This window comes from Mangrovimonas futianensis, assembly GCF_021245805.1.
Classification (GTDB): domain Bacteria; phylum Bacteroidota; class Bacteroidia; order Flavobacteriales; family Flavobacteriaceae; genus Mangrovimonas; species Mangrovimonas futianensis.
The window spans coordinates 279762-299540 of sequence record NZ_JAJJNF010000001.1 but is presented as its reverse complement, the minus strand read 5'-3'; the positions used below and the strand labels follow the sequence as shown (position 1 = coordinate 299540).

Sequence of the window (19779 nt, the reverse complement as noted above, 5' to 3'; positions counted from 1 at the left end):
TTTTTATATGTGTTAATGTTCTACGAATTCTCCAGAGACCAATTCGCTTTGCACATAGGCGGGAACAGGCTCATAGGACCTAAATTTTGATGTAAAGGTTGCTTTTCCCTGAGTTAAGGAACGCAATTCTGTGGAGAAGCCAAATAATTCTGCTTCAGGCATGGAGCATTTTAAAGTTTGATATTTATGTGTGCTTTCAATACTTTGTATAACAGCTCTTCTGGCTTGTAGTTCAGTCATTACTCCACCAACATTATCTTCTGGAACTAGAACCGTAAGTGATAAAAGAGGCTCTAGTAATTTGGGTTTTGAGTTTAGGAAAGCTTCCTTAAAGGCATGGGCGCCTGCAATTTTAAATGAGATGTCATTGCTGTCTACCTGGTGCATTTTTCCATCGTAAACCATAACCCTAATATCGCGAACCTTGGAGCCTGTTAACGGGCCATTTTCCATAACTTCCATAATACCTTTCTGAATGGAAGGTAAAAATCGAGCATCAATAACACCTCCTACGATACAGTTGTAGAAGATTAATTTTCCTCCCCAAGAAAGGGAGACTTCTTCTTTCCCTCTAATACTGACTCCTGTAGGTTCATCCATACCTTCTTCAAAAGGTTCGATTCTCAAATGAACCTCTCCAAACTGACCTGCACCTCCAGATTGTTTTTTGTGTCTGTAAACAGCTTTAGCACTGCCTTCAATGGTTTCCCGATAATTAATTTTCGGTTTTTTGAATATGGCTTCAATATCGTGGTGATTTTGAAGCTCCCATTTAATGGTTGCTAAATGCAGTTCTCCTTGACAGGCTAGTATGTGTTGGTTTGTTTCAGGAGAATATCTCAAAACCATGGTAGGATCTTGACTATGTATTTTTTTAAGGGCCTCAAAAAGTTTTTCCTCATGGTTTTTATTTTCGGCTGCCACTGATTTGTAAATTCTAGGCTCTGGGAAATCAATGGGCGACAAGGTGATAATTTCGTCTCCGGTGTAAAGGGTGTCATTCACTTCTGCATCCTTATGCTTAATAGTGGCGCCAATATCACCAGTTGATAATTTTTCTACGGCATGTCGTTTTTTGCCATCCATAATATACAATTGGTTGATAACTTCCATTTCGCCTGTTCTGGCATTGGTTAACTTATCTCCAACCTTAATCTCACCCGATTTTACTTTGAAATAACTGACTTTGCCAATATTCGGTAGGTAAAGTGTTTTGAAAACAAACAAAGTAGTTGGGTCTTCTTTAATGGGTTTAATTTGATGGCCTTCTAAGCTTATTTCAGGAAGCATATCCGTAGCCGCGGGTGCTACATTGTCAATAAATCCCATTAATCTTCCAGACCCCATATCATTGATAGCAGACACACAAAATACTGGGAATAAATCGTGCTGAAGCATTCCAGCTTTTATCCCTTGACGCATTTCGTCTTCGTTTAAGCTACCCTTTTCAAAATAGAGTTCCATTAAACTTTCATCGTTTTCAGCCGCTTTTTCGACCAATTCATTGTGTAATTGGTTGGCTTTTTCCAACTCGCTTTCTGGAATTGGGAGCTTTTCAGGTTTTCCTCCATTGGGCCCAAATTTGTAAAGACGCATTTTTAGAATATCAATAATGCCCTGAGCTCCGTCAATTTTTATTGGGTACTGTATTTTAACTGCTTTGTTTCCCACTAGTTCTTGGAGACTTATAAAAGCATCTTCAAAATGAACCGATGGATGATCGATTTGATTCATCACAAACACAGTTGGCTTGTGGTATTGATCAATGTAATTCCATATGATTTCTGTCCCTATTTCAACGCCTTGTTTGGCATCAATAATTGTTAATATGGTATCAGAAACACGAATGGATGAAATTATCTCGCCAATAAAATCATCCAATCCAGGAGTGTCAATGATATTGATCTTGTAGTTTCGCCACTCCGTATGTAATGGAGTGGCAAACACTGAGGCTCCACGCTCGTGTTCAATATCGTGAAAGTCTGATACTGTATTGTTGTTTTCTACAGTACCTCTTCTGTTAATTAGGCCGGCTTCAAAAAGCATGGTTTCAGCGAGGGTTGTTTTGCCGCTATGATGCGCTCCAACAAACACCACATTTTTGATGTGCTTATCGTCAAATACTTCCATATTTTTGGTGTTTAAATGTTACTTAAAGATACACTAACAACTCAAGTTAAAATATGATATTTGTTAGTTCTAGGTATTTTATACCTTAAGGATCAGTAGGTTTTGTTGGCCAAATATGCAGACTATATATCTTAATGAAAGGGTATTAAAGATAAGCATAAAAACCGGTTTAAATGGTACATTTTCGCTATTTTCGAAGCCCAATTAATTGCATGATGAGACAAAAATTTTATTGGATATTTTTATGGCTTATTTGTTTGGTATTTTCTTGTTCTCAAGAACCTGTACTGGAAGGGGAAATAGAAAATGTGCAAAATAAGGACTATACCTTATATGTGTTGAAACCAAACAATTTGAAAGAATTGTTTACGCCTTATTTGGGAGAGGTTTTAGATTCTACCATTGTGGGAGTAGATGGACATTTTTCAATTGATCTGCTGCCGTTAAAACTTAATAATGAGTTGGTGGTATTGGTGTTGCAGCCTTCCGATGAACCTGTCGGGAAGTTAGAATTGAATCAAGTTGATTCATCCAATTTTATGCCCATTATTTTGTCTTCAGATAAATCTATCTCCGTTAAATCAAGTGTTACCTCTTTTCAAAAGGACTTTAGTATTCTTGATCCTTCGGCTACTAACAAGGATTTAATGGTGCTTGTGGGAATTAATCAGGAAAGTTATGCCACTTATTTAAAGGGTGGAAAATGGGATTTGGAAGAAGGGTCCAATCTGTTGGAAAAGGAAGCGGCAATTTTACATTATCAAAAGGAATTAATGAATTTTGCCGATTCTACTTCAAGCGTTGTTTCTGCTTTATCAGCCATTAGGTTGGTGAGCCCAAATCAGGATTACGAAAGAATTCCCGAGTTTTTGGTAAGACAATGTAATCGATGGGAAGGTGCTAGTTCCAATGATTCTCTATGGATAAGGGATTTATGTGAAATGGCAGAAGCTCATAATTTACCCGTATTGAAAGGAGATGTATTTCCAGATTCACAGTGGCCAATGATTTCGGGTGATACCATATCAATCAAAAGTCAATTTGGTTCTAAACTAACCATCATTGATCTATGGGCGTCTTGGTGTGCTCCATGCAGAAAAGAGAATAGAATGGTCTTACGTCCCTTGTATGAAACCTATAAGAAGCAGGGATTGGAAATTTTGGCATATGGTCTAGAAAGTGATAGGAAAGGCTGGGAAATGGCTATTGAAAAAGATGGCGCCGAAAATTGGCCTCATGGCTCTCATTTGAAAGGGGACGATAATGCTTTCATGAAAGAAATTAGAGTTCAAACGATTCCAGCAAATTTTATATTAGACTCTCAAGGAGTGGTTTTAGAGAAAAATTTACATGGAGAGGAATTGTCTGAGTTTGTAAAAACCTATTTAGAGACAAAATAACACTTTAAGTGTAAGATGTACTTAATTTAGTGTGTTTTTTAACCTTGGTTCTTCTCAATAGGATGATACCAAGAGCAATAAAGATTCCGCATCCCGCCATGGCCGCTCCTACCCAATCGGCAGCGGTATAGCCGTAACCCATAGCAATGGGTAAGCCAGCAAAATAGGCTCCAGAAGCGTTTCCAATATTAAAGGCACTTTGATTAAGAGATGATCCTAGGGTTTCCGATCCTTTTGAAGCGTTAATGATGGTCATCTGTATTGGGGTAGAGATACAGAAGGAGACCACTCCAATTAAGAAGGTCATCACTAATACCAATACTTTATTAGTCGCTACAAAAGTGTTTAAAGAGAGAAGAATCACCATAAAAATGAGGGTTACAATAACGGCGTATATAGGTGATACTTTTTCAGTCAGTTTAGCGCCTATAAAATTACCTATAACCATACCTAGACCAGCAAGAATCATGGCATAAGAGACTACTTGCTCTGGGTGTCCAGCTACTTCTGTAATGAGAGGGGCGATATAACTATACCATGCGAAAAAACCTCCGGTGCCAATAGTTGTGAGTATGATAATCATCCATAATTCCAGTTTTTTAAATATTCGTAGTTCACGAACAAAGCTGCTTTCTGAGGTTTGTTTTATTAGGGGCATCCAAAATTTAATGCTCAAAACAGTTAGAATCCCAACAATACCAACCATCAAAAATGAAATACTCCAATTAAGGTGCTTGCCCAAATAGGTTCCTAAAGGAACGCCTAAAAGATTGGCTACTGTAAGACCGCTAAACATAATGGCGATACCTTGGGCCTGTTTGCCTTCTTTAGATAGTTTTCCTGCTACAACGGCACCGATTCCAAAAAAAGCACCATGAGGCAACCCTGATAAAAACCTTAAGACCAAGAATGAAGTGTAACCAGTAGCAAAAGCCGAAAGGGTATTAAAAATAGTAAACCACACCATTAAGCCCAACAAAACCTTTTGTGGTTGCCATTTGCTGCAAAGACCCGTTAAGGTAGGAGCTCCTACAACAACGCCTAAGGCATATGCTGAAATGAAATGTCCTGCAATGGGAATGCTTATTTCAAAGGCATTTGCTACATCGGGTAAAATGCCCATAATTACAAATTCGGTAAGGCCTATGCCAAAACCTCCTATTGCAAGGGAAAGTAACGCTTTATTCATGTTTGTTGCTTGATGGTTTTGATTTTTTAAAGGTGTTAAAATAACACTTTTAAAGGGTCAAAGGTAGAGGATATTAATGGCAAGCCTCAGGTGGTAAATGGTAAAAAAAAGTTAATTGGAGAATCTGAAAATAATCTAGGTGCTATTTCTTTTTTGCATAGCATTTAGACATTCTTTTTGCCAAATTGATAGCTAGATGTTTTAATTGGTAAATTGGGATCCAAGGTTCTTCTTTCAGTTTTTTGACAGAAAAGTTGCATTTATTTGGTTTTTAGATTGTTACTTGGTTTTATTTCTTTGAAAATATGAAATGTTTTTGTACATTTCCAATTCTTCACACAAGAACTAATTAGCGTAGCGCTCCAAATGGTAACATGATATTAACTTGAAAGTGGTTTTTGATTATTGATTTCAAGCAAAACAGAGGTCTAATACATTTTGTTGTTAGGCCAACCAACCATAACCAAAACCGATGATGATGAAACTAACAACCACTCCTTTGGGCATCTGCCTGTTATTCGCTTTTATTGGCTATCAGGGGTATAGTCAAACAGGTGTTTATGAATTGAAACATTTAAAAGGTTTGAATCCAAATCATGCTGAATCCGTGCTAAAGCATTTGGGATATCAATTTTCTAATAATGTACAACTGAGCAATGAGAAACGTATATCATACTGGAATAGTAGTGAAAATGCTTGTGTGACAGCGAATATAAAACGGGAAAAAATAACGTCCGTAATTAATGTTCCTGATGAAGATTGTCATAAAAGCTTGAAGACTTATAAGTTTGAGGCGTCCAATAGACTATTCAATCAAAGGGTCATGAACACGCTAAGTTTTATAGAAAACAGTTGGTGTCTATTATTTGTGACTAGGTGAATGTAACTAAGAGCTCATTTTATAAACAAAAAAACCCGAACAATTGTTCGGGTTTTTAATGTGGTGCCTCCAGTACTATTCTTTTCCTTTTTGAATCTTATTAGATTTTATTAAAACCTTTCTTGTGTGCTATAAAATATAGGTTTTTCGTATTCTTATGTTGAAAAATAAGTGGTTTTGATGTTGATAAGTAAACCCTTAATTGCACCCTATTTTGCACCCTTTTGTTTATCTTTAAGGTAAATAAAGTCTTATGAATAGTACAATTGAAAGGTCTAAGGGTAAAGTTAGATTTGCATTTAAAGACTCGAATGCAAGTTTACAAAAAAATAAGAAGAAACAAAGTCTTATTTATCTTCACTTCACTTATGGTAAAAATAAGTTTAAATATTCTAGCGGTTATAAAAGTTGTTTTGAAGATTGGGATTTTACTAGACAACGAATTAAAAACAAAGTAGGTATTTCAAATAAGGATGAAGTAAATGGCCATTTAAGCGATTTAGAGAAGTTTATTTATAAGCAGTATAACGAATTGTCTAAAGAGCATGAAGTCGTTCCTAAGCACCTTTTAAAGTATGCTTTAGACGTAAAAACAAATAAGGTCATTCCTCATAAAGTGAAAAACAAGAAAGGGATGTCGTTTTTTGAGGTTATTGATGAATTTATAGAAATCAAGAAAGGTGAAATTTCTAAAATAACCATTAGGTCCTATGAGCAAACCAAAAAAAGGCTAGAAGAGTATCAAAAGCATTATAATGAAACTTTGATGTTTGATTTTATTGATATGTCTTTCTACAACAAATTTAATAGGTTCATGGAAGCTAGCGGGTATTCTTTAAATACCATTGGAAAACACATTAAAACCCTTAAAACCTTTATGAATTATGCTTTGATAGAGGGGTATAGTACTAATCTCAGGTTTAAAAGCGATGATTTCAAAGTCAAAAAGGAAATAACAACAGAGATATATTTGACCGATGATGAAATTAAACAAATGTATGAATATGACTTATCTAAGTATCCTGAATTAGAACACGCCAGAGATGTATTTTTAATGGGCTGTTATACCGGTCAGCGGATAAGTGATTATAATGGATTAAAGAAGGATGATATTGTAGTAATTGGAGGTTTAAAATGCTTTAAAATAAGACAAAAAAAGAACCGTAAACACAGTAGGGTAGTTGATTGCCCAATTACCAAAGAAATGAAGTCTATTATGGATTTAAGGTATAGTGGAAATCCACCAAAAAAAATTCATGAACAAGATTTAAACGAGAACATCAAGCAAGTAGGTCAAATGTTAGAATGGGATGAGCTTGTGAAGTGTGAATTCACAAAAGGAGGGGAGTATCAAACCGAAATGATTCCTAAATATGACCTCATTAAAAGTCATACCGCCCGAAGAAGTTTTTGTACCAATAAATACAAAGCGGGTATGAGTGTTTATGATATCATGCTTTTTAGTGGTCATACTACAGAAAAGGAGTTTTATAAGTATATTAGAATCAAAAATGAAGAAAGAGCGGTACATATAGCTAAAAGTGGCTTTTTTAATATTTGATTTTGAACTTGTATGCGTACACCATTTATAACAACATCCTTTAATTTTGATAAGAGTATTTCCTTAGCCGATTTTAAAAAGGTGCAAAGCAATAATCCTTACTTAACTCCATACTTAGATAAGAACCCCAATCTTTACGAAGATTTATATGGCTTTTTAAAAACGGATGATAAGAAAGCAAAAACAAAATACGAGGTTTTAGATGTAAGCCTTAATATTTATTCCTTGGCTGGTATGCCGTCATTTTTCTTCCGTGAAACCAAAAGAGGTAGCGTTGTATTATATAATGCTGCCCATAAAATGGAATATTTAGAGGAGATTAAACGCAGGAAATCGGATTTAGATGCTATTTATATGCCCATTCATTTTAGTGATGGTTTTAAGAAGTTAGATGATTATAAAAAACAATTTATCAAAGAGTTAAGTGATTTCTTTGATTTTGATCTGGATATAAAAGGGAATGCGAAAGCCTACTCTCAAATTATTATTTACAGTGTTGGTAATCTACTTGATCTAGCAGAAAAGTGTTTCAAATTATATACGCCAGAGGAAATCTTGGTCTTAAGTGATAATAAATTTAATCTTGTGAAAGGACAAATAGAGGAATCTTATAAATCATTTCATAAGCTAATTAAATATGTTTCATTAAATCATAGCCCCTATAATCATTTGCAGACCGTTAAATTAATATCTAACCTTATAGATAGAATAAACGAGGCTTATTTTTATGATACTTATTTACATGATGTACTAAAAATTGAATCAGAGAAAATTGCTAATGACGAAATATATAAATCCATATTAGATGAGGGTAAGTTATTGGAGATGCATTTAAAATTGCAGGCAACTCCAAACAATGATAACGTAACTGAAAAATTCTATTCAGACGTGTTCCTGTCGCAAGAAGCTCAAGATTGGTTTTTCGATACTCTTGAAGAAATGAATGCAATTATGGGTAATAAAGTAACAAGAGGGTTTCAAGCTAAGTGCAACGCTATTTTTTCCAACAAATCTTGTAAGGAGAAAATATTTAAATATCATCTTCAAATTTCAACATTTATTTCATTTTTAAACAAACAGTTTAATGATGTAATAAGGGCTAAAGACAAGTTATCTGCTAGCTTAAATCATGAGGAAAGGGTAGAAGAATTAATCCAGATTTATCTAAACAGATAAGCGCCGAACAAACCCGAATAAATCCGAATTTTCTCGAATAAACTTTGTTATTTATTAGCATATCGAATCTTTAAAAAAGTATAGATATGTTAGAAAAAAATGTTACACAGGTTTTCGGTATCACTCCTGCCGAATTAAAACAAGACATCATTCAAGATGTTAGAAAGGAGCTCAATGAGCTATCTCAAAACTTCCAACCCGTTCGTCCTCCCGAGTACCTGACAAGAAAAGAGGTGGCGGCTATCTTAAAAGTTTCTTTAGTGACTTTATCAGACTGGAATTCTAAAGGAGTTTTAAATCCTTATAGGTTAGGAAACCTTATTAGGTATAAACGTTCAGAAATAGATGAAGCATTAATCAAAATAAACAAATAAGATGGCAGTTATTAAACACCCTTTCCAGGATAGTATTAATAAGATTACTCAAAGGTTAGAATATCTTATCAAACAAGTGGAGTTAAAAACAAAACTCTCGCAGGATAACATCATTTTGGATAATGCAGATGTGTTGCAATTGTTCAAAATAAGTTCAGGTACAGCAGCTAATTGGCGTGATGAAGGTATTTTGGCATATTCCAAGATCAATAATAAATTTTATTATAAGCTAGAGGATATTCAAAATCTTATCGATAGCAATTACCAACCTGCTAAAAAAAAAGATTAGAAATTGATCATGTAAATGTTCCCATTCAATTAATAATAAGTGCAGTTGAAAACGGCTACTTGAATGAGCTGAAATTGTTTTGTGTTCTAAAGCTAATAAGTGTAGGAGGTAAGATAAAACTAGACAACGGAACCATGTGGTTTGTTAGTTATTTATTAATGGTCAAATCTATTAAAACAACTAAAAGGAATTTAGAAAGGTTGGTGGAAAAAGGGTATGTCAGGTATAATGCAAAAACAAAATATTACATACTCAATTCGTTTGATAAGATTAGGGATAAAGAAGATTGGGAAAATAGATTGGCAATACCATTAAATTTTTCAGGAATACTAAATATAAAGGCAGTAGCGGGAGCGGTTATCTATGGGTATCTCCATAAAGATTTTTGGAGAAAAGTTAAGAGTAAGAAAAGCGTGCAAATTAAGGGAAGCACCTATCATTTTCCAACTCCTAAGTTTAACTACAAAGATAAACTGGCTCCTGTTTCTGTTTTAGGGGTAAGTGCCATTTTTAATTTCTCTCCGGCAACTGCTTCAAGATTAAAAAATAGTGCCTTAAAGGCAGGGTTACTACAAGTTCAAAAAAATTATTCAAAGTTGAAAGTAAATAAAAATGCAATGGTATTGTATTGTAAATACAGGGAGGAAAGGCAAAATATTGTTTTTAAGGATGGCAATCATTATTTGCAGCTAATTGATACCATTTGCCCTCTTTTTTATTTTACAAAGCGGAAATCTTTGAAAACATAAATTAAGGGATATATAAGGGAAATGCTTAAATAAATAATAAAAAAATACTTACATTTAAACTCTCCCTATTTTAAATAAAGTACCAATCAAAAGATTATAGGTAATACATGCCACTATTTCAAAATTCAGTATTAAACAAATACCTGAGGACATTAGATAATAAGGTTCTTGAAGAAGCCTACTCTAGTTACTCACTTCATTTTCTAAATCCAAAGATGCAACAGGAAATAAGAAATATGAAAGAAGAGGAATATCAAGATGGTTTCCTAGATGACTTATTTGTCAATGTCTTGGGGTACATTAAAAGACCAAAAGAAGGTTACACCCTAATCAGGGAAAAGAAGAATGAAACCAATGGCAAAAAAGCAGATGGTGCTATATTAAAAAATGATTCTCCTATTGCTGTTATAGAATTAAAAGGAGCAGATACTACCGACTTAGACAAAATCACTAACCAAGCATTTGGCTATAAAAACAATCATACAGATTGTATTTATGTAGTAACCTCGAACTTTGAAAAACTAAGGTTTTATATCCATAATGCCGTAGAACACATAGAGTTCAATCTATTCAATCTTTCCCCAGAAGACTTTAAGTTGATGTGGCTCTGCTTGCATTCAGAATGCCTATTAAACAATATACCATTAAAAGCTAAAGAGGAAAGTGTTGTTGTAGAAGAAAACATCACCAAGCAATTATATAAAGATTACTCAGCATTTAAGCATGAACTATGGCGCAACGTATGTAAGAATGCGCCAGATCAAGACAAGCTTTTATTGTTTAAAAAATCCCAAAAGCTCTTAGATAGGTTCTTGTTTATCTTTTTTGCAGAAGATAGTGGTTTACTGCCGCCTAATTCCATTTCAAGAATGGTAGAGCGCTATGACCAATTAATTGAATTGGATGCCCAAAAGCCACTTTATGATATATTTAAGCAGTATTTCGATTATATTAATTTAGGCCGCAAGGGTAAAACTTCCCAAGACGATATTTTTGCCTACAATGGAGGGCTATTTTTAGAGGACAATGTTTTAGATGCTTTTATAATAGATGATGACTTACTAAAAAAGCACATTCTTAAATTAACAGCTTACGACTTTCAATCTGACGTTGATGTCAATATTCTAGGTCATATCTTTGAAAACTCCCTAAATGACATTGAGAATGTAACGGCTCAACTTGAAGGGCATGACATTGATAAAAGCAAAACGAAAAGGAAAAAAGACGGGGTATTCTATACACCTAAATATATTACAAAGTACATAGTTGAAAACACAGTTGGCAAACTATGTGAAGAAAGAAAAACAGAGTTTGGAGTCATAGACGAAGAATATGCTAAGGGTAGGCGTAATAGAAAAAAAGAGACAATAAAAAAATTAGATGAAAGTCTAAAACAATATCGTGATTGGCTTTTAAACATAACCATTTGTGACCCCGCTTGTGGTAGTGGTGCTTTTTTAAATCAAGCTTTGGAATTTTTGATGGATGAGCATCATTATATTGATTCTTTAGAGTCACAATTGTTAGGCTATGCTTTTGAATTTCCAGGTGTAGAAAACCACATATTAGAGAAGAACATCTTTGGAGTAGATATTAACGAGGAAAGTGTAGAGATTGCAAAACTATCCTTATGGTTACGTACAGCACAAAGAGGCCGAAAACTCACCTCATTAAACAATAATATTAAATGTGGTAACTCATTAATTGACGACCCTGAAGTAGCAGGAGATAAAGCTTTTGATTGGCAAAAGGAATTTCCAAAAGTATTTGAAAGAGGAGGTTTTGATGTGATTATAGGTAACCCTCCTTATGGGGCATATTTAAATCAAGTAGATAAAAATTTTCTTTCTCAAAAGTTTAATACATTTCAGGGTAATTTTGAGGTATACTTCTTCTTTATAGAACTGCTTGATTTTTTATCAAATGAAAATGGCGTTGCTGGATATATTACACCTGATACTTGGATTAATATTCCTCAAGCACAAAGGTTAAGAGAGTTTGTTTTGAAAAGTTTTGGAGTTCTAAACATTGTTACTTTCTCATATTCCGTTTTTGAAGATGCGAGTGTAAATGCAATTGCATTTATTTTAGATAAAGGTAATGTTGTAGATACATGCAAAATAATTCACTCAGAAGATAAAACTAAAGGGTTAATATTAAGCAACAATATTACTCAAGAATCAGATATTAATATTTGGAAAAAGTCAGACGACAAACAATTTCAGGTTTGGCAATCAACTATGGATATTAATATAATTGAAAAGATTAAATTGGATGTGCTTTTTGGTTTAGAAGTATTAGATGTTTCACAAGGAATTGTACCTTATTCAGCCGAGCATTTAACCAAAGAAGAAATAAAAGAACGGATTTACCATAATGATTCATGTCTTGGATCTGAATGGGGCGAATGGGTTCAAGGAAGAGCTATTTCAAGATATTGTATTGATAAATCAGAAAAACAATATTTAAAATATGGAGATTGGTTGCATAGGTCAAGAAAGCCAAAATATTTTAATGGTTCTCGTATTTTAATTCAAGAAATTACAGGAGGGAATCCCCCAAGAATATCTGCAACAATTTATTCTGAACAATTGTACCATGACCCTGGCATTATTTCTTGTATTAATATTTCTAAATTACCCACAGAGTATTTATTAGCTGTAATTAATTCAAAACTAATTTCTTGGTTTAACATAAAAACTACACCGAAAGGAAAAAGAACGACATTCCCCAAAGTGTTAATAGGTGATATTAGGAAGCTTCCTTTTAAAAAGGCTAATGATGATTTTATTCTAAAAATAAAGACATCGGTATCCTTGATTTCAGAGCAATCTATAAATCTTCAGAATCAATCAGAAGTATTTTTGTCATTGCTAAAATCCAAATTCAAAATAAAGGGTTTATCAAAAAAGATTTTCTCTTGGGATTTATTAGAATTTGATGAGTTCATTAAAGAATTAGAAAAATCCCGTAAAAATTCAGCCAAAGAAAACGGTATAGAATATACTAAGCTATCATTGTCAGAAGAGGCAGAGTGGATGCAGTACTTCAATGAGCAAAAACAAAAAGCTCAAGAGCTAAAACAACAAATTGACAAAACAGATAAAGAAATAGACCAAATGGTTTATGAGTTGTATGGTTTAACCCAAGAGGAAATTGAGATAGTAGAGAATAGTTAATGAGTGAGAAGGTTTACATTTTTGGAGATGAATTTGGTACTTCAACTTTACATCAAAATGACGTAAAGAATATTACACATTTTGTTTATGCGGCAATTGTAGTTAAAGAATCAAATTTAGACAATGCAAGAACGATACAGGAAGAAATAAGTAAGGTTTTTTTTAAAGGCAATCCAATAAAATCAAATTCAAAGATTTTAAAGAACGAGAAAAAGAGAATTGAAATTTTAGAGTATTTAACACAAAATCTAAACTTCATTATTTATCTGCTTGTTGTAGATAAAGAAAAGTTATCAAAGGATACTGGAGGTTTAAGGTTTAAGGAAGTTTTCTATAAATATTTCAGAGGGATTTTTGTTTCACAAATCAATAACAACTTTTCAGAGTTTGAAATTTTTATGGATAATTTAATTAGTGAAAAATATAGTAGTGAACTTAAAAATTATATCAAGCAGAATTATCAAAACAATTTTTTTGAACAATATCATATATCTGATGATAAGGATGAGCCACTAATCCAATTAGCCGATTTAATAGCAGGTTCTTATGGTAGAGTCTTCAATGCTTCTTTTATTTCTAATAATAGTGAAGAGATATTTAATGCTTTAAAGCCTATTACACCTAATATTACATTTTTTCCTGATAAATTAGACAACAAGACCTTTGTTGTTAATCCAGAGAAGGAAATTGATTCAGAGGTCTATGTAATTGTCCGAAATGATGCGATTAAAATATACGATGCTGCGGTTGATGAGGTCTCCAAAGCGATACTTGATTATTTACTATGGCATCAAAAAGTTCTTCCATTTAAATATGCTGAAACTTATGAGATTATAAACGCCTTGAAGTACAACAGTGGTAAGACGCTTTCAATCGAAAATTTAAGGATAATTGTCAAGGAGTTAAGGTTTAAAGGTGTAATTATAGTATCATCATCAAGTAAAAGCGGTTATAAGCTAGCTGTTAATAAATCTGATGTTCATATATATTTTACACATTATCTCAATTATATTTTACCAATGTTGAAGAAAATAGAAATAGCTAATGCGGTTTTTGTCAATAAAACGGTAGGTGATTTCATCCCTCTAGCAGACATGAAAGAACTTCAAGGTTTAGTCGAAAGTTTAAAGGTCAATCAGTTGTAATTTGAAATTAATAAATGGAAAGGAGGTTCCTGCTTTTAGCTTCCATCTTTTGCAATAAAATAACAATGGATGATATTAAAAAATATTTGTTGTCAGCATATTAATTTAAACTAAACGAATCATATGAGAAAATGGATGGTTATTATGTGTCTTTTACCTGTTATTGGTTTTTCACAATCTAAGGAAGAGCGTCAAAAAATACTAGATGAAAGAAAGGAGTCAGCTATAGTAGCATCCGGTGAAATATATATTAATGATCACCCTATTTCAGAATTAGATGTTGAATATGCAAGAATTGTAGGTACTTCTAAATTTTTAAGTGCCAAAGTCACTATTCAAATCGATTTCGGTCAAGATAGAACTTACTTTAGCCAGCATAATGATACTCAGTTAACTGATGGTAATGGTAAGAAAATAGAGTTTTATTCAATGATAGACGCTCTAAACTTTATGGATAAACATGGCTATGAGTTTTTACAGGCTTATGCCATAACCGTTGGTAATCAAAATGTCTATCATTATTTATTACGAAGAAAGCAATCCGACGTTTTGGATCAATAAAGTTCTTAATATCCCTAGAATAATTAGAGCTAGTTAAATAATTCACTAAAGTATAAAAATGCATGAAAGTAAATTTAAGTAAAAGGGAAGTGGTTGTATTTGGTATTGTAGGTGTACTTTTAATGTTGTTGCCCATTGCCTTTTCCCAATTCTCATCTGGGGTTAGTTTCATGGATACTGGGCAAATTGGGGATACTATTGGAGGGATTACCGCTCCATTCCTAAGCTTTTTTGGTTCTATATTGGTGTTCTTAGCGTTGAAAGCACAAATTGATGCTAATCAGCTTATTAATGAGCAATTTAAAGAGCAAAAGATTATTGATTATAGGCAAAATTTTGAGTCTACATTTTTTAATTTATTGAATAACCATCATCATATAGTTGAAAATATAGATGCCCCTGCTAATCTTATATATGCAAGCTATAAATCTTGGTTGTTTGGTTTTTTTCACATGAATAAAGTTAGATCCTTGCTTTATAATGATATCAACAAGCCTGATATATTGAAAGGTAGAGATGTCTTTAAACAATCCGCTTTGGTTTTGAGAAAGTTTTTAGAAGATGATATTTATCTTAATCAGAGGTTATATCAAAAGGATGATAAAAACAACATTTACCATCATGAATTTGAAGCTTATCTTTTGCGTTACAAATCAATTAAAAAGTTTAAGGAATCCACTATAAACCTCAATGGCCATGTGGTTAAAAGTGATTTCAATAGCATTTATCACAAGATTTATATAGCTTATAATACCGATTACGGGCATTATTTTAGAAATCTTTATCGTATGATTAAAATAATTGATGAAATGCAATTTGATAAAGACGAGGTTACAAACTTTAAAATACAATATTCTTATACTTCAATTATTAGAGCTCAATTATCCGATTATGAATTAGTCTGGTTGTTTTTTAATTGTATTCATTCCAATGGCAATGAGAAATTTAAACCTTTAATTGAGAAGTACACCATTTTTAAGAATATGGATAAAAATAATATGGTATTTAATTTCTATAAGGATTTATATATAGAATCCGCTTTTAAAAAACCTGTCGATATTTCAAATCATCTTTCAAAACTTCAAAATACTCTTTAATCAAATTACTTCTTAAAATGAATAAAAAAAGGAAAAGGATTATACGAGAGGTAGTTGCGGATAGTAAACCTGTTATTGATGAAAAAGCTTTTGTTCAGAATGCTTCTTCTTCTAATGCAAAAAAGGTTCATGACTTCAATGAAAGCTTGAACATGGAAATTTGGATTGATAAGCATTATCAAGACAGACATATGTTTGGTTCTGATGATGGTGAAAAACGTGAAGGAATTGAATATGAAAATATAGAGACTATTATTCTCAAGTCAATTAAACATCTTATATACTATTCCTTAAAACATAAAAAATTTGCATTTTTAAATCATCCTAATCAGGGAGGAAGAAATATTAGAATTATTTTAAGAGAAGAGACAGAAGATGGTTCATTTCTTAACATAGTTGCAGAATTTCATTTCATAGACCTTAGTACGGTTGAAATTACAATAGTAACAGCTATGGTAATTGATGATTTCAAATTCTCTGAAGGTCAGTTTGGTATAGAGTTTGAAGGTGTTTATTCGGATTTAATTCAATACTCCAAAAACAGTATGATTAAAGTCGATTCCTATGATTATGAAGATTAATATCTTCACTATTTTATTAAAAATTAGAATTTTAGGCTTTTTTTAAGCAATTATTCGTATATTTGTAACATCAAATGGGCAGAACGTTAATCTGGACAGCTTTATAGCAGGATTAAGTTTGGACAGCCCATCGAAGTTAAAAATTCCAAGGCCTTACATTTGTAGGGTCTTGTCTTTTTAAATCCCCACAAAACAAAACCCGGCCATGTTCTGGGTTTTTGCATTTATAGAAGTGTTTTCAAAACTTATGATTTAAGGAAAATGAGGGTTTCTATTTCATTAGCATACAGTCTAACTGAAAGTGTAGGAAGGGCAGGTAATAAGGTGTTCGTCAGGCACTTCATTTAGTTCCACAAAACATATCTGCAAGCCAAATCCTTACTTTATAATTGTCATTGCGAACGCGGTGAAGCAATCTATTTTAATTATTATATAGGCTTCTAAAAGGCTTGCATATACCATACAAAGCACCACTGCGGCGACACGTCCTCGTTGATACTTTATATTTGTTTTGTTTCACACACTACATACCTTCCTCACCCGTAGCTACTCTTGCACCCCAAACCCCAATAAGGTATGCGCTATCGCGCATGTCATTTTTAATTGGGGTACAACCGCTACTTAATATGATGCGAGCCTGCGGGTCGCTGCGGGCAAAACCTACCAATAACGTAATATTTTACTCCTTTCGTCTACCCATGTGTTTTTCTTTATTCTCGATAAGCACCTCTTTTTTAAGGTAGGTTTACGGGTGTCACATTTTTTGGGTCTGTTCAAAGGCAAATAAGATAACCGCAGTACTGCTTCTGTTTAATGGTAAAACAATATATAATATCTCACTTCAAACAATAATTAGAGCATATTGGCACACTGCGGATTATCCCATTTGCTGAAAGATACAAGAGCAACTCATTCAGTCGGCAATTCCAGCACGTCTCCAATAGTTTTACATCACGGTTTGGCTTATGCTTCTTTTATTTAAAAGTCATCTAGCTATTCCAATATTCTGCTGTTTGTTAAAGTCGTTAAAGCCAAAACCTATAATGAAAAACTATTCCCAAACCTTTCATTGCCTCCCTCAATCCTTGCACTTGCCTTAAATTTAGTAATCTATCTTTTCAATATTATTTTGTCTAGGGGTGAGGAAAAATCAAAAAATGCGCCACCCTTGCGGTAAACCGTAGCCGTGGCACGCACTTTTGCATATCTGCAACGTGCTATCACCACGCCACCCTTGCTAAACTCGCAGTCGGCTCGCGCCTTTTAGATTACCTGCCTAAAGCCAATTAGTTCTAAATTATTAAACCCCAATTTTTAGGCTATATTTGTGGTAAAGCCATTAAATGAAAACAAAGTATTTTTTAATATTATTCTTTTTTGTTTCTCTTGTCCAGGCACAAATCCCTGTTTATTACAGTTCTATCGATTTCAATGAGTCTCCAGAAACAATTAAAAGCCAGTTGGCTACATTAATTGAAACTACTCACACAACAGATTTACCATATACATCAAGTCAGTTAGATACTTGGGATGCAGTAGAGCAAACTGATGAAGTATTATCTAATACAGATGAAGTCTATTTATTTTACGGTTACGATAATAATGATAACGATACCCAAACAGATTACACAAGAGATAAAGATTTGTCATGTCATGTAAGTGGTTGTAGTGGCCTTTGGACTAGGGAGCATGTTTATGCAAGATCATTGGCAACACCATCGTTAATCACTACCGAACCAGGTTCCGGTACAGATGTTCATAACCTAAGGGCTTGTGATGGAGATATGAATTCCTCAAAAGGTAATCGTTTATTTGAAGATAGTACAGGCAATTCTCATATTACAAATAGTGGTGAGTGGTATCCTGGTGATGAATGGAAGGGTGATGTTGCTAGAATAATAATGTATATGTATTTAAGATATCCTACACAGTGTTCAGCTAATAATACAGCTTCAAGTTTAAATACTTTCAGTACAGAAATGCCAGATGTTTTCTTAGATTGGAACCAACAAGACCCTGTTTCGGAAGTCGAGATTCAACGAAATGATGTTTTAGAAGGTCTGCAAGGTAATAGAAACCCTTTTATTGACAATCCTTATTTGGCAACCTTAATCTGGGGTGGCGAACAAGCCGAAGATACTTGGGCTCTTTTAAGTGTTCAAGAGACTGAAAAAAAACAAATTGCAGTATATCCCAATCCTGCAAGTACTACCCTTTACATTTCTAATCCCACAAACCAAAAATTACATACTACCATTTATTCAATTAATGGTCAAGAAATAAAAATCCCTTTGGTTAATAACAAATTGGATATTACTAAATTATCAGGCGGGCTATATGTTTTGTGGGTAGAATATTTTGGTGGTTTCAAACATTTTAAATTTTCTAAAATTTGATTGCCTACCATAAAATTACAACCTTTCATTTAGCTTTATTTAACTCACTCCATCCCATTTTTTCAAAAGCTTGTCTATGCTTTAATTCATAGATTTGCTCACTTGTATTTGTTGTGATATTTTAAAATTAGTTATAGCAGATTTCATTCTAAATACTCATAATTCTATTGGTGTTATTCATGAAATATGCCCACGGCTTCATGTCTCATTAATGGATTGACGTCTTCATCTTGCCAGTCCCAGTTTCCAGGCATAGTACTTTTCATTTCTGAAAGTAATGAATCCTGTTCTTTTGTGATGCCTCTTTGTCCGGCTGCTTCGTAAACATCAAGTAGTTTGTCCAAATCAGAAATGTCTTCATTTTCAATCATACTAATTAATGCATTCACTATTACGGCGGCAGGAATTGTGTGTTCCCAGACTTCCGATTTAGCCCCTATTTTAGGTGCTACTTTCCTTATTGTTTGTGCTTGATTTTTGTTAAGTGCCTTAATTAGCCTTATCACAAATTCTTTGTCCTCATATTTTACAAAGGCTTTCATATATTCAACAAGGAGTTCTCTATGGGTAAGTTCTATTTTTATTTTTTCTGGTCGATCCTTGTAAAAAGGCATATTGGTCATACAGGCCAAATCTCTTTTAATCGCATAATTTAAAATAGAAGATTTGTCTTCTAGAAATTCTGATATTTCTTTTTTAAATTGAAGGGTTTTAGGGCTTTTTCGTATTTCTTCTCTTTTAAGGCTGGCTTTGCTTCTTTTTTCGGTCATTATAATGTGTATTGTCGGTTGCGATAGGGCTACTAAAATAATAAAAAAAGACTGCAAAGTAATGTGGCTTCCCACAGTCCACCCTCAAGCCTATCAAGGTCAAGCCCTCCGGGTTTTGAATAAAACTTTTTTCTTTCACCTTTTTTAACCTCTATTATCAATTTGTCTTAAAAAATTTTTATCCAAAAACCTTGACAGTCTCATCCGTGCCACAATTGAGGTAGCTGTCTTTTTTTCTTTCAAAAAAATAATAGGAAAGGGTTTCGGAGGTAACAAAAGAAAACAATTGGCTATAAAAGGAG

At 33.4% G+C, this 19779-nt stretch carries 17 protein-coding genes; 13 read left to right on the top strand and 4 right to left on the bottom strand.

Features of this window, described 5'->3' with window-relative positions; genetic code table 11:
• Nucleotides 1-12 precede the first annotated feature (12 nt).
• Nucleotides 13-2130 carry an elongation factor G gene (locus LOK78_RS01405; protein WP_232633251.1) on the bottom strand — a complete coding sequence of 706 codons (2118 nt, stop codon included), beginning with the start codon at nucleotides 2128-2130 and terminating at the stop codon, nucleotides 13-15.
• Between the two features lie 212 nt (nucleotides 2131-2342).
• Here LOK78_RS01405 and LOK78_RS01400 point away from each other — a divergent pair, with 212 nt between their 5' ends.
• The gene (locus LOK78_RS01400) at nucleotides 2343-3530 is read left to right on the top strand and encodes a TlpA family protein disulfide reductase (RefSeq protein WP_232633250.1); all 1188 of its coding nucleotides are present in this window, start codon (nucleotides 2343-2345) and stop codon (nucleotides 3528-3530) included.
• 4 nt (nucleotides 3531-3534) lie between these two features.
• On the opposite strand, the gene LOK78_RS01395 is transcribed toward LOK78_RS01400, so the two are convergent.
• The gene (locus tag LOK78_RS01395; protein ID WP_232633249.1) at nucleotides 3535-4719 is read right to left on the bottom strand and encodes an MFS transporter; all 1185 of its coding nucleotides are present in this window, start codon (nucleotides 4717-4719) and stop codon (nucleotides 3535-3537) included.
• A gap of 472 nt (nucleotides 4720-5191) precedes the next feature.
• On the opposite strand from LOK78_RS01395, the gene LOK78_RS01390 reads away from it, so the two are divergent.
• From LOK78_RS01390 to LOK78_RS01340, 11 genes are all read left to right on the top strand, one after another.
• The gene (locus tag LOK78_RS01390) at nucleotides 5192-5599 is read left to right on the top strand and encodes a hypothetical protein (RefSeq protein ID WP_053971294.1); all 408 of its coding nucleotides are present in this window, start codon (nucleotides 5192-5194) and stop codon (nucleotides 5597-5599) included.
• A 253-nt stretch (nucleotides 5600-5852) separates the two neighbouring features.
• Nucleotides 5853-7160 (top strand): tyrosine-type recombinase/integrase, encoded by a 1308-nt coding sequence (locus LOK78_RS01385; protein WP_232633248.1) that lies wholly within the window; start codon nucleotides 5853-5855, stop codon nucleotides 7158-7160.
• A gap of 12 nt (nucleotides 7161-7172) precedes the next feature.
• Nucleotides 7173-8336: a hypothetical protein gene (locus LOK78_RS01380; RefSeq protein ID WP_232633247.1), complete on the top strand. Its 1164-nt coding sequence runs from the start codon at nucleotides 7173-7175 to the stop codon at nucleotides 8334-8336.
• Between the two features lie 86 nt (nucleotides 8337-8422).
• A complete protein-coding gene (locus LOK78_RS01375) occupies nucleotides 8423-8710 on the top strand; it encodes a helix-turn-helix domain-containing protein (protein WP_232633246.1) in 288 nt (95 codons plus the stop codon).
• Nucleotide 8711: 1 nt separating this feature from the next.
• Nucleotides 8712-8999 (top strand): helix-turn-helix domain-containing protein, encoded by a 288-nt coding sequence (locus tag LOK78_RS01370; protein ID WP_232633245.1) that lies wholly within the window; start codon nucleotides 8712-8714, stop codon nucleotides 8997-8999.
• 59 nt (nucleotides 9000-9058) lie between these two features.
• Nucleotides 9059-9748 carry a hypothetical protein gene (locus LOK78_RS01365; protein WP_232633244.1) on the top strand — a complete coding sequence of 230 codons (690 nt, stop codon included), beginning with the start codon at nucleotides 9059-9061 and terminating at the stop codon, nucleotides 9746-9748.
• 215 nt (nucleotides 9749-9963) lie between these two features.
• Entirely contained in the window at nucleotides 9964-12927 is a 2964-nt protein-coding gene (locus LOK78_RS01360; protein ID WP_232633243.1) for an Eco57I restriction-modification methylase domain-containing protein, read from the top strand.
• The gene (locus tag LOK78_RS01355; RefSeq protein WP_232633242.1) at nucleotides 12927-14072 is read left to right on the top strand and encodes a DUF3800 domain-containing protein; all 1146 of its coding nucleotides are present in this window, start codon (nucleotides 12927-12929) and stop codon (nucleotides 14070-14072) included. The genes LOK78_RS01360 and LOK78_RS01355 overlap by 1 nt, the downstream gene beginning before the upstream one ends.
• Nucleotides 14073-14195: 123 nt before the next feature.
• Nucleotides 14196-14633 carry a hypothetical protein gene (locus tag LOK78_RS01350; protein ID WP_232633241.1) on the top strand — a complete coding sequence of 146 codons (438 nt, stop codon included), beginning with the start codon at nucleotides 14196-14198 and terminating at the stop codon, nucleotides 14631-14633.
• Between the two features lie 62 nt (nucleotides 14634-14695).
• The gene (locus tag LOK78_RS01345) at nucleotides 14696-15730 is read left to right on the top strand and encodes a putative phage abortive infection protein (protein ID WP_232633240.1); all 1035 of its coding nucleotides are present in this window, start codon (nucleotides 14696-14698) and stop codon (nucleotides 15728-15730) included.
• 17 nt (nucleotides 15731-15747) lie between these two features.
• Nucleotides 15748-16311 carry a hypothetical protein gene (locus LOK78_RS01340; RefSeq protein ID WP_232633239.1) on the top strand — a complete coding sequence of 188 codons (564 nt, stop codon included), beginning with the start codon at nucleotides 15748-15750 and terminating at the stop codon, nucleotides 16309-16311.
• Between the two features lie 523 nt (nucleotides 16312-16834).
• Here the strand turns inward: LOK78_RS01340 and LOK78_RS01335 are convergent.
• A complete protein-coding gene (locus LOK78_RS01335; RefSeq protein ID WP_232633238.1) occupies nucleotides 16835-16978 on the bottom strand; it encodes a hypothetical protein in 144 nt (47 codons plus the stop codon).
• Nucleotides 16979-17654: 676 nt separating this feature from the next.
• On the opposite strand from LOK78_RS01335, the gene LOK78_RS01330 reads away from it, so the two are divergent.
• Nucleotides 17655-18707 carry an endonuclease gene (locus LOK78_RS01330; RefSeq protein ID WP_232633237.1) on the top strand — a complete coding sequence of 351 codons (1053 nt, stop codon included), beginning with the start codon at nucleotides 17655-17657 and terminating at the stop codon, nucleotides 18705-18707.
• Between the two features lie 173 nt (nucleotides 18708-18880).
• Here the strand turns inward: LOK78_RS01330 and LOK78_RS01325 are convergent, their stop codons facing one another.
• Nucleotides 18881-19477, bottom strand: a complete 597-nt coding sequence (locus LOK78_RS01325) for a hypothetical protein (protein ID WP_232633236.1) — start codon at nucleotides 19475-19477, stop codon at nucleotides 18881-18883.
• Nucleotides 19478-19779: the final 302 nt, after the last annotated feature.

Bases quoted from the DNA above. Each gene is read 5' to 3' on its own strand.
- LOK78_RS01405 (WP_232633251.1), bottom strand. From the start codon at position 2,130: ATGGAAGTATTTGACGATAAGCACATCAAAAATGTGGTGTTTGTTGGA.
- LOK78_RS01400 (WP_232633250.1), top strand. From the start codon at position 2,343: ATGATGAGACAAAAATTTTATTGGATATTTTTATGGCTTATTTGTTTG.
- LOK78_RS01395 (WP_232633249.1), bottom strand. From the start codon at position 4,719: ATGAATAAAGCGTTACTTTCCCTTGCAATAGGAGGTTTTGGCATAGGC.
- LOK78_RS01390 (WP_053971294.1), top strand. From the start codon at position 5,192: ATGATGATGAAACTAACAACCACTCCTTTGGGCATCTGCCTGTTATTC.
- LOK78_RS01385 (WP_232633248.1), top strand. From the start codon at position 5,853: ATGAATAGTACAATTGAAAGGTCTAAGGGTAAAGTTAGATTTGCATTT.
- LOK78_RS01380 (WP_232633247.1), top strand. From the start codon at position 7,173: ATGCGTACACCATTTATAACAACATCCTTTAATTTTGATAAGAGTATT.
- LOK78_RS01375 (WP_232633246.1), top strand. From the start codon at position 8,423: ATGTTAGAAAAAAATGTTACACAGGTTTTCGGTATCACTCCTGCCGAA.
- LOK78_RS01370 (WP_232633245.1), top strand. From the start codon at position 8,712: ATGGCAGTTATTAAACACCCTTTCCAGGATAGTATTAATAAGATTACT.
- LOK78_RS01360 (WP_232633243.1), top strand. From the start codon at position 9,964: ATGCAACAGGAAATAAGAAATATGAAAGAAGAGGAATATCAAGATGGT.
- LOK78_RS01355 (WP_232633242.1), top strand. From the start codon at position 12,927: ATGAGTGAGAAGGTTTACATTTTTGGAGATGAATTTGGTACTTCAACT.
- LOK78_RS01350 (WP_232633241.1), top strand. From the start codon at position 14,196: ATGAGAAAATGGATGGTTATTATGTGTCTTTTACCTGTTATTGGTTTT.
- LOK78_RS01345 (WP_232633240.1), top strand. From the start codon at position 14,696: ATGAAAGTAAATTTAAGTAAAAGGGAAGTGGTTGTATTTGGTATTGTA.
- LOK78_RS01340 (WP_232633239.1), top strand. From the start codon at position 15,748: ATGAATAAAAAAAGGAAAAGGATTATACGAGAGGTAGTTGCGGATAGT.
- LOK78_RS01330 (WP_232633237.1), top strand. From the start codon at position 17,655: ATGAAAACAAAGTATTTTTTAATATTATTCTTTTTTGTTTCTCTTGTC.
- LOK78_RS01325 (WP_232633236.1), bottom strand. From the start codon at position 19,477: ATGACCGAAAAAAGAAGCAAAGCCAGCCTTAAAAGAGAAGAAATACGA.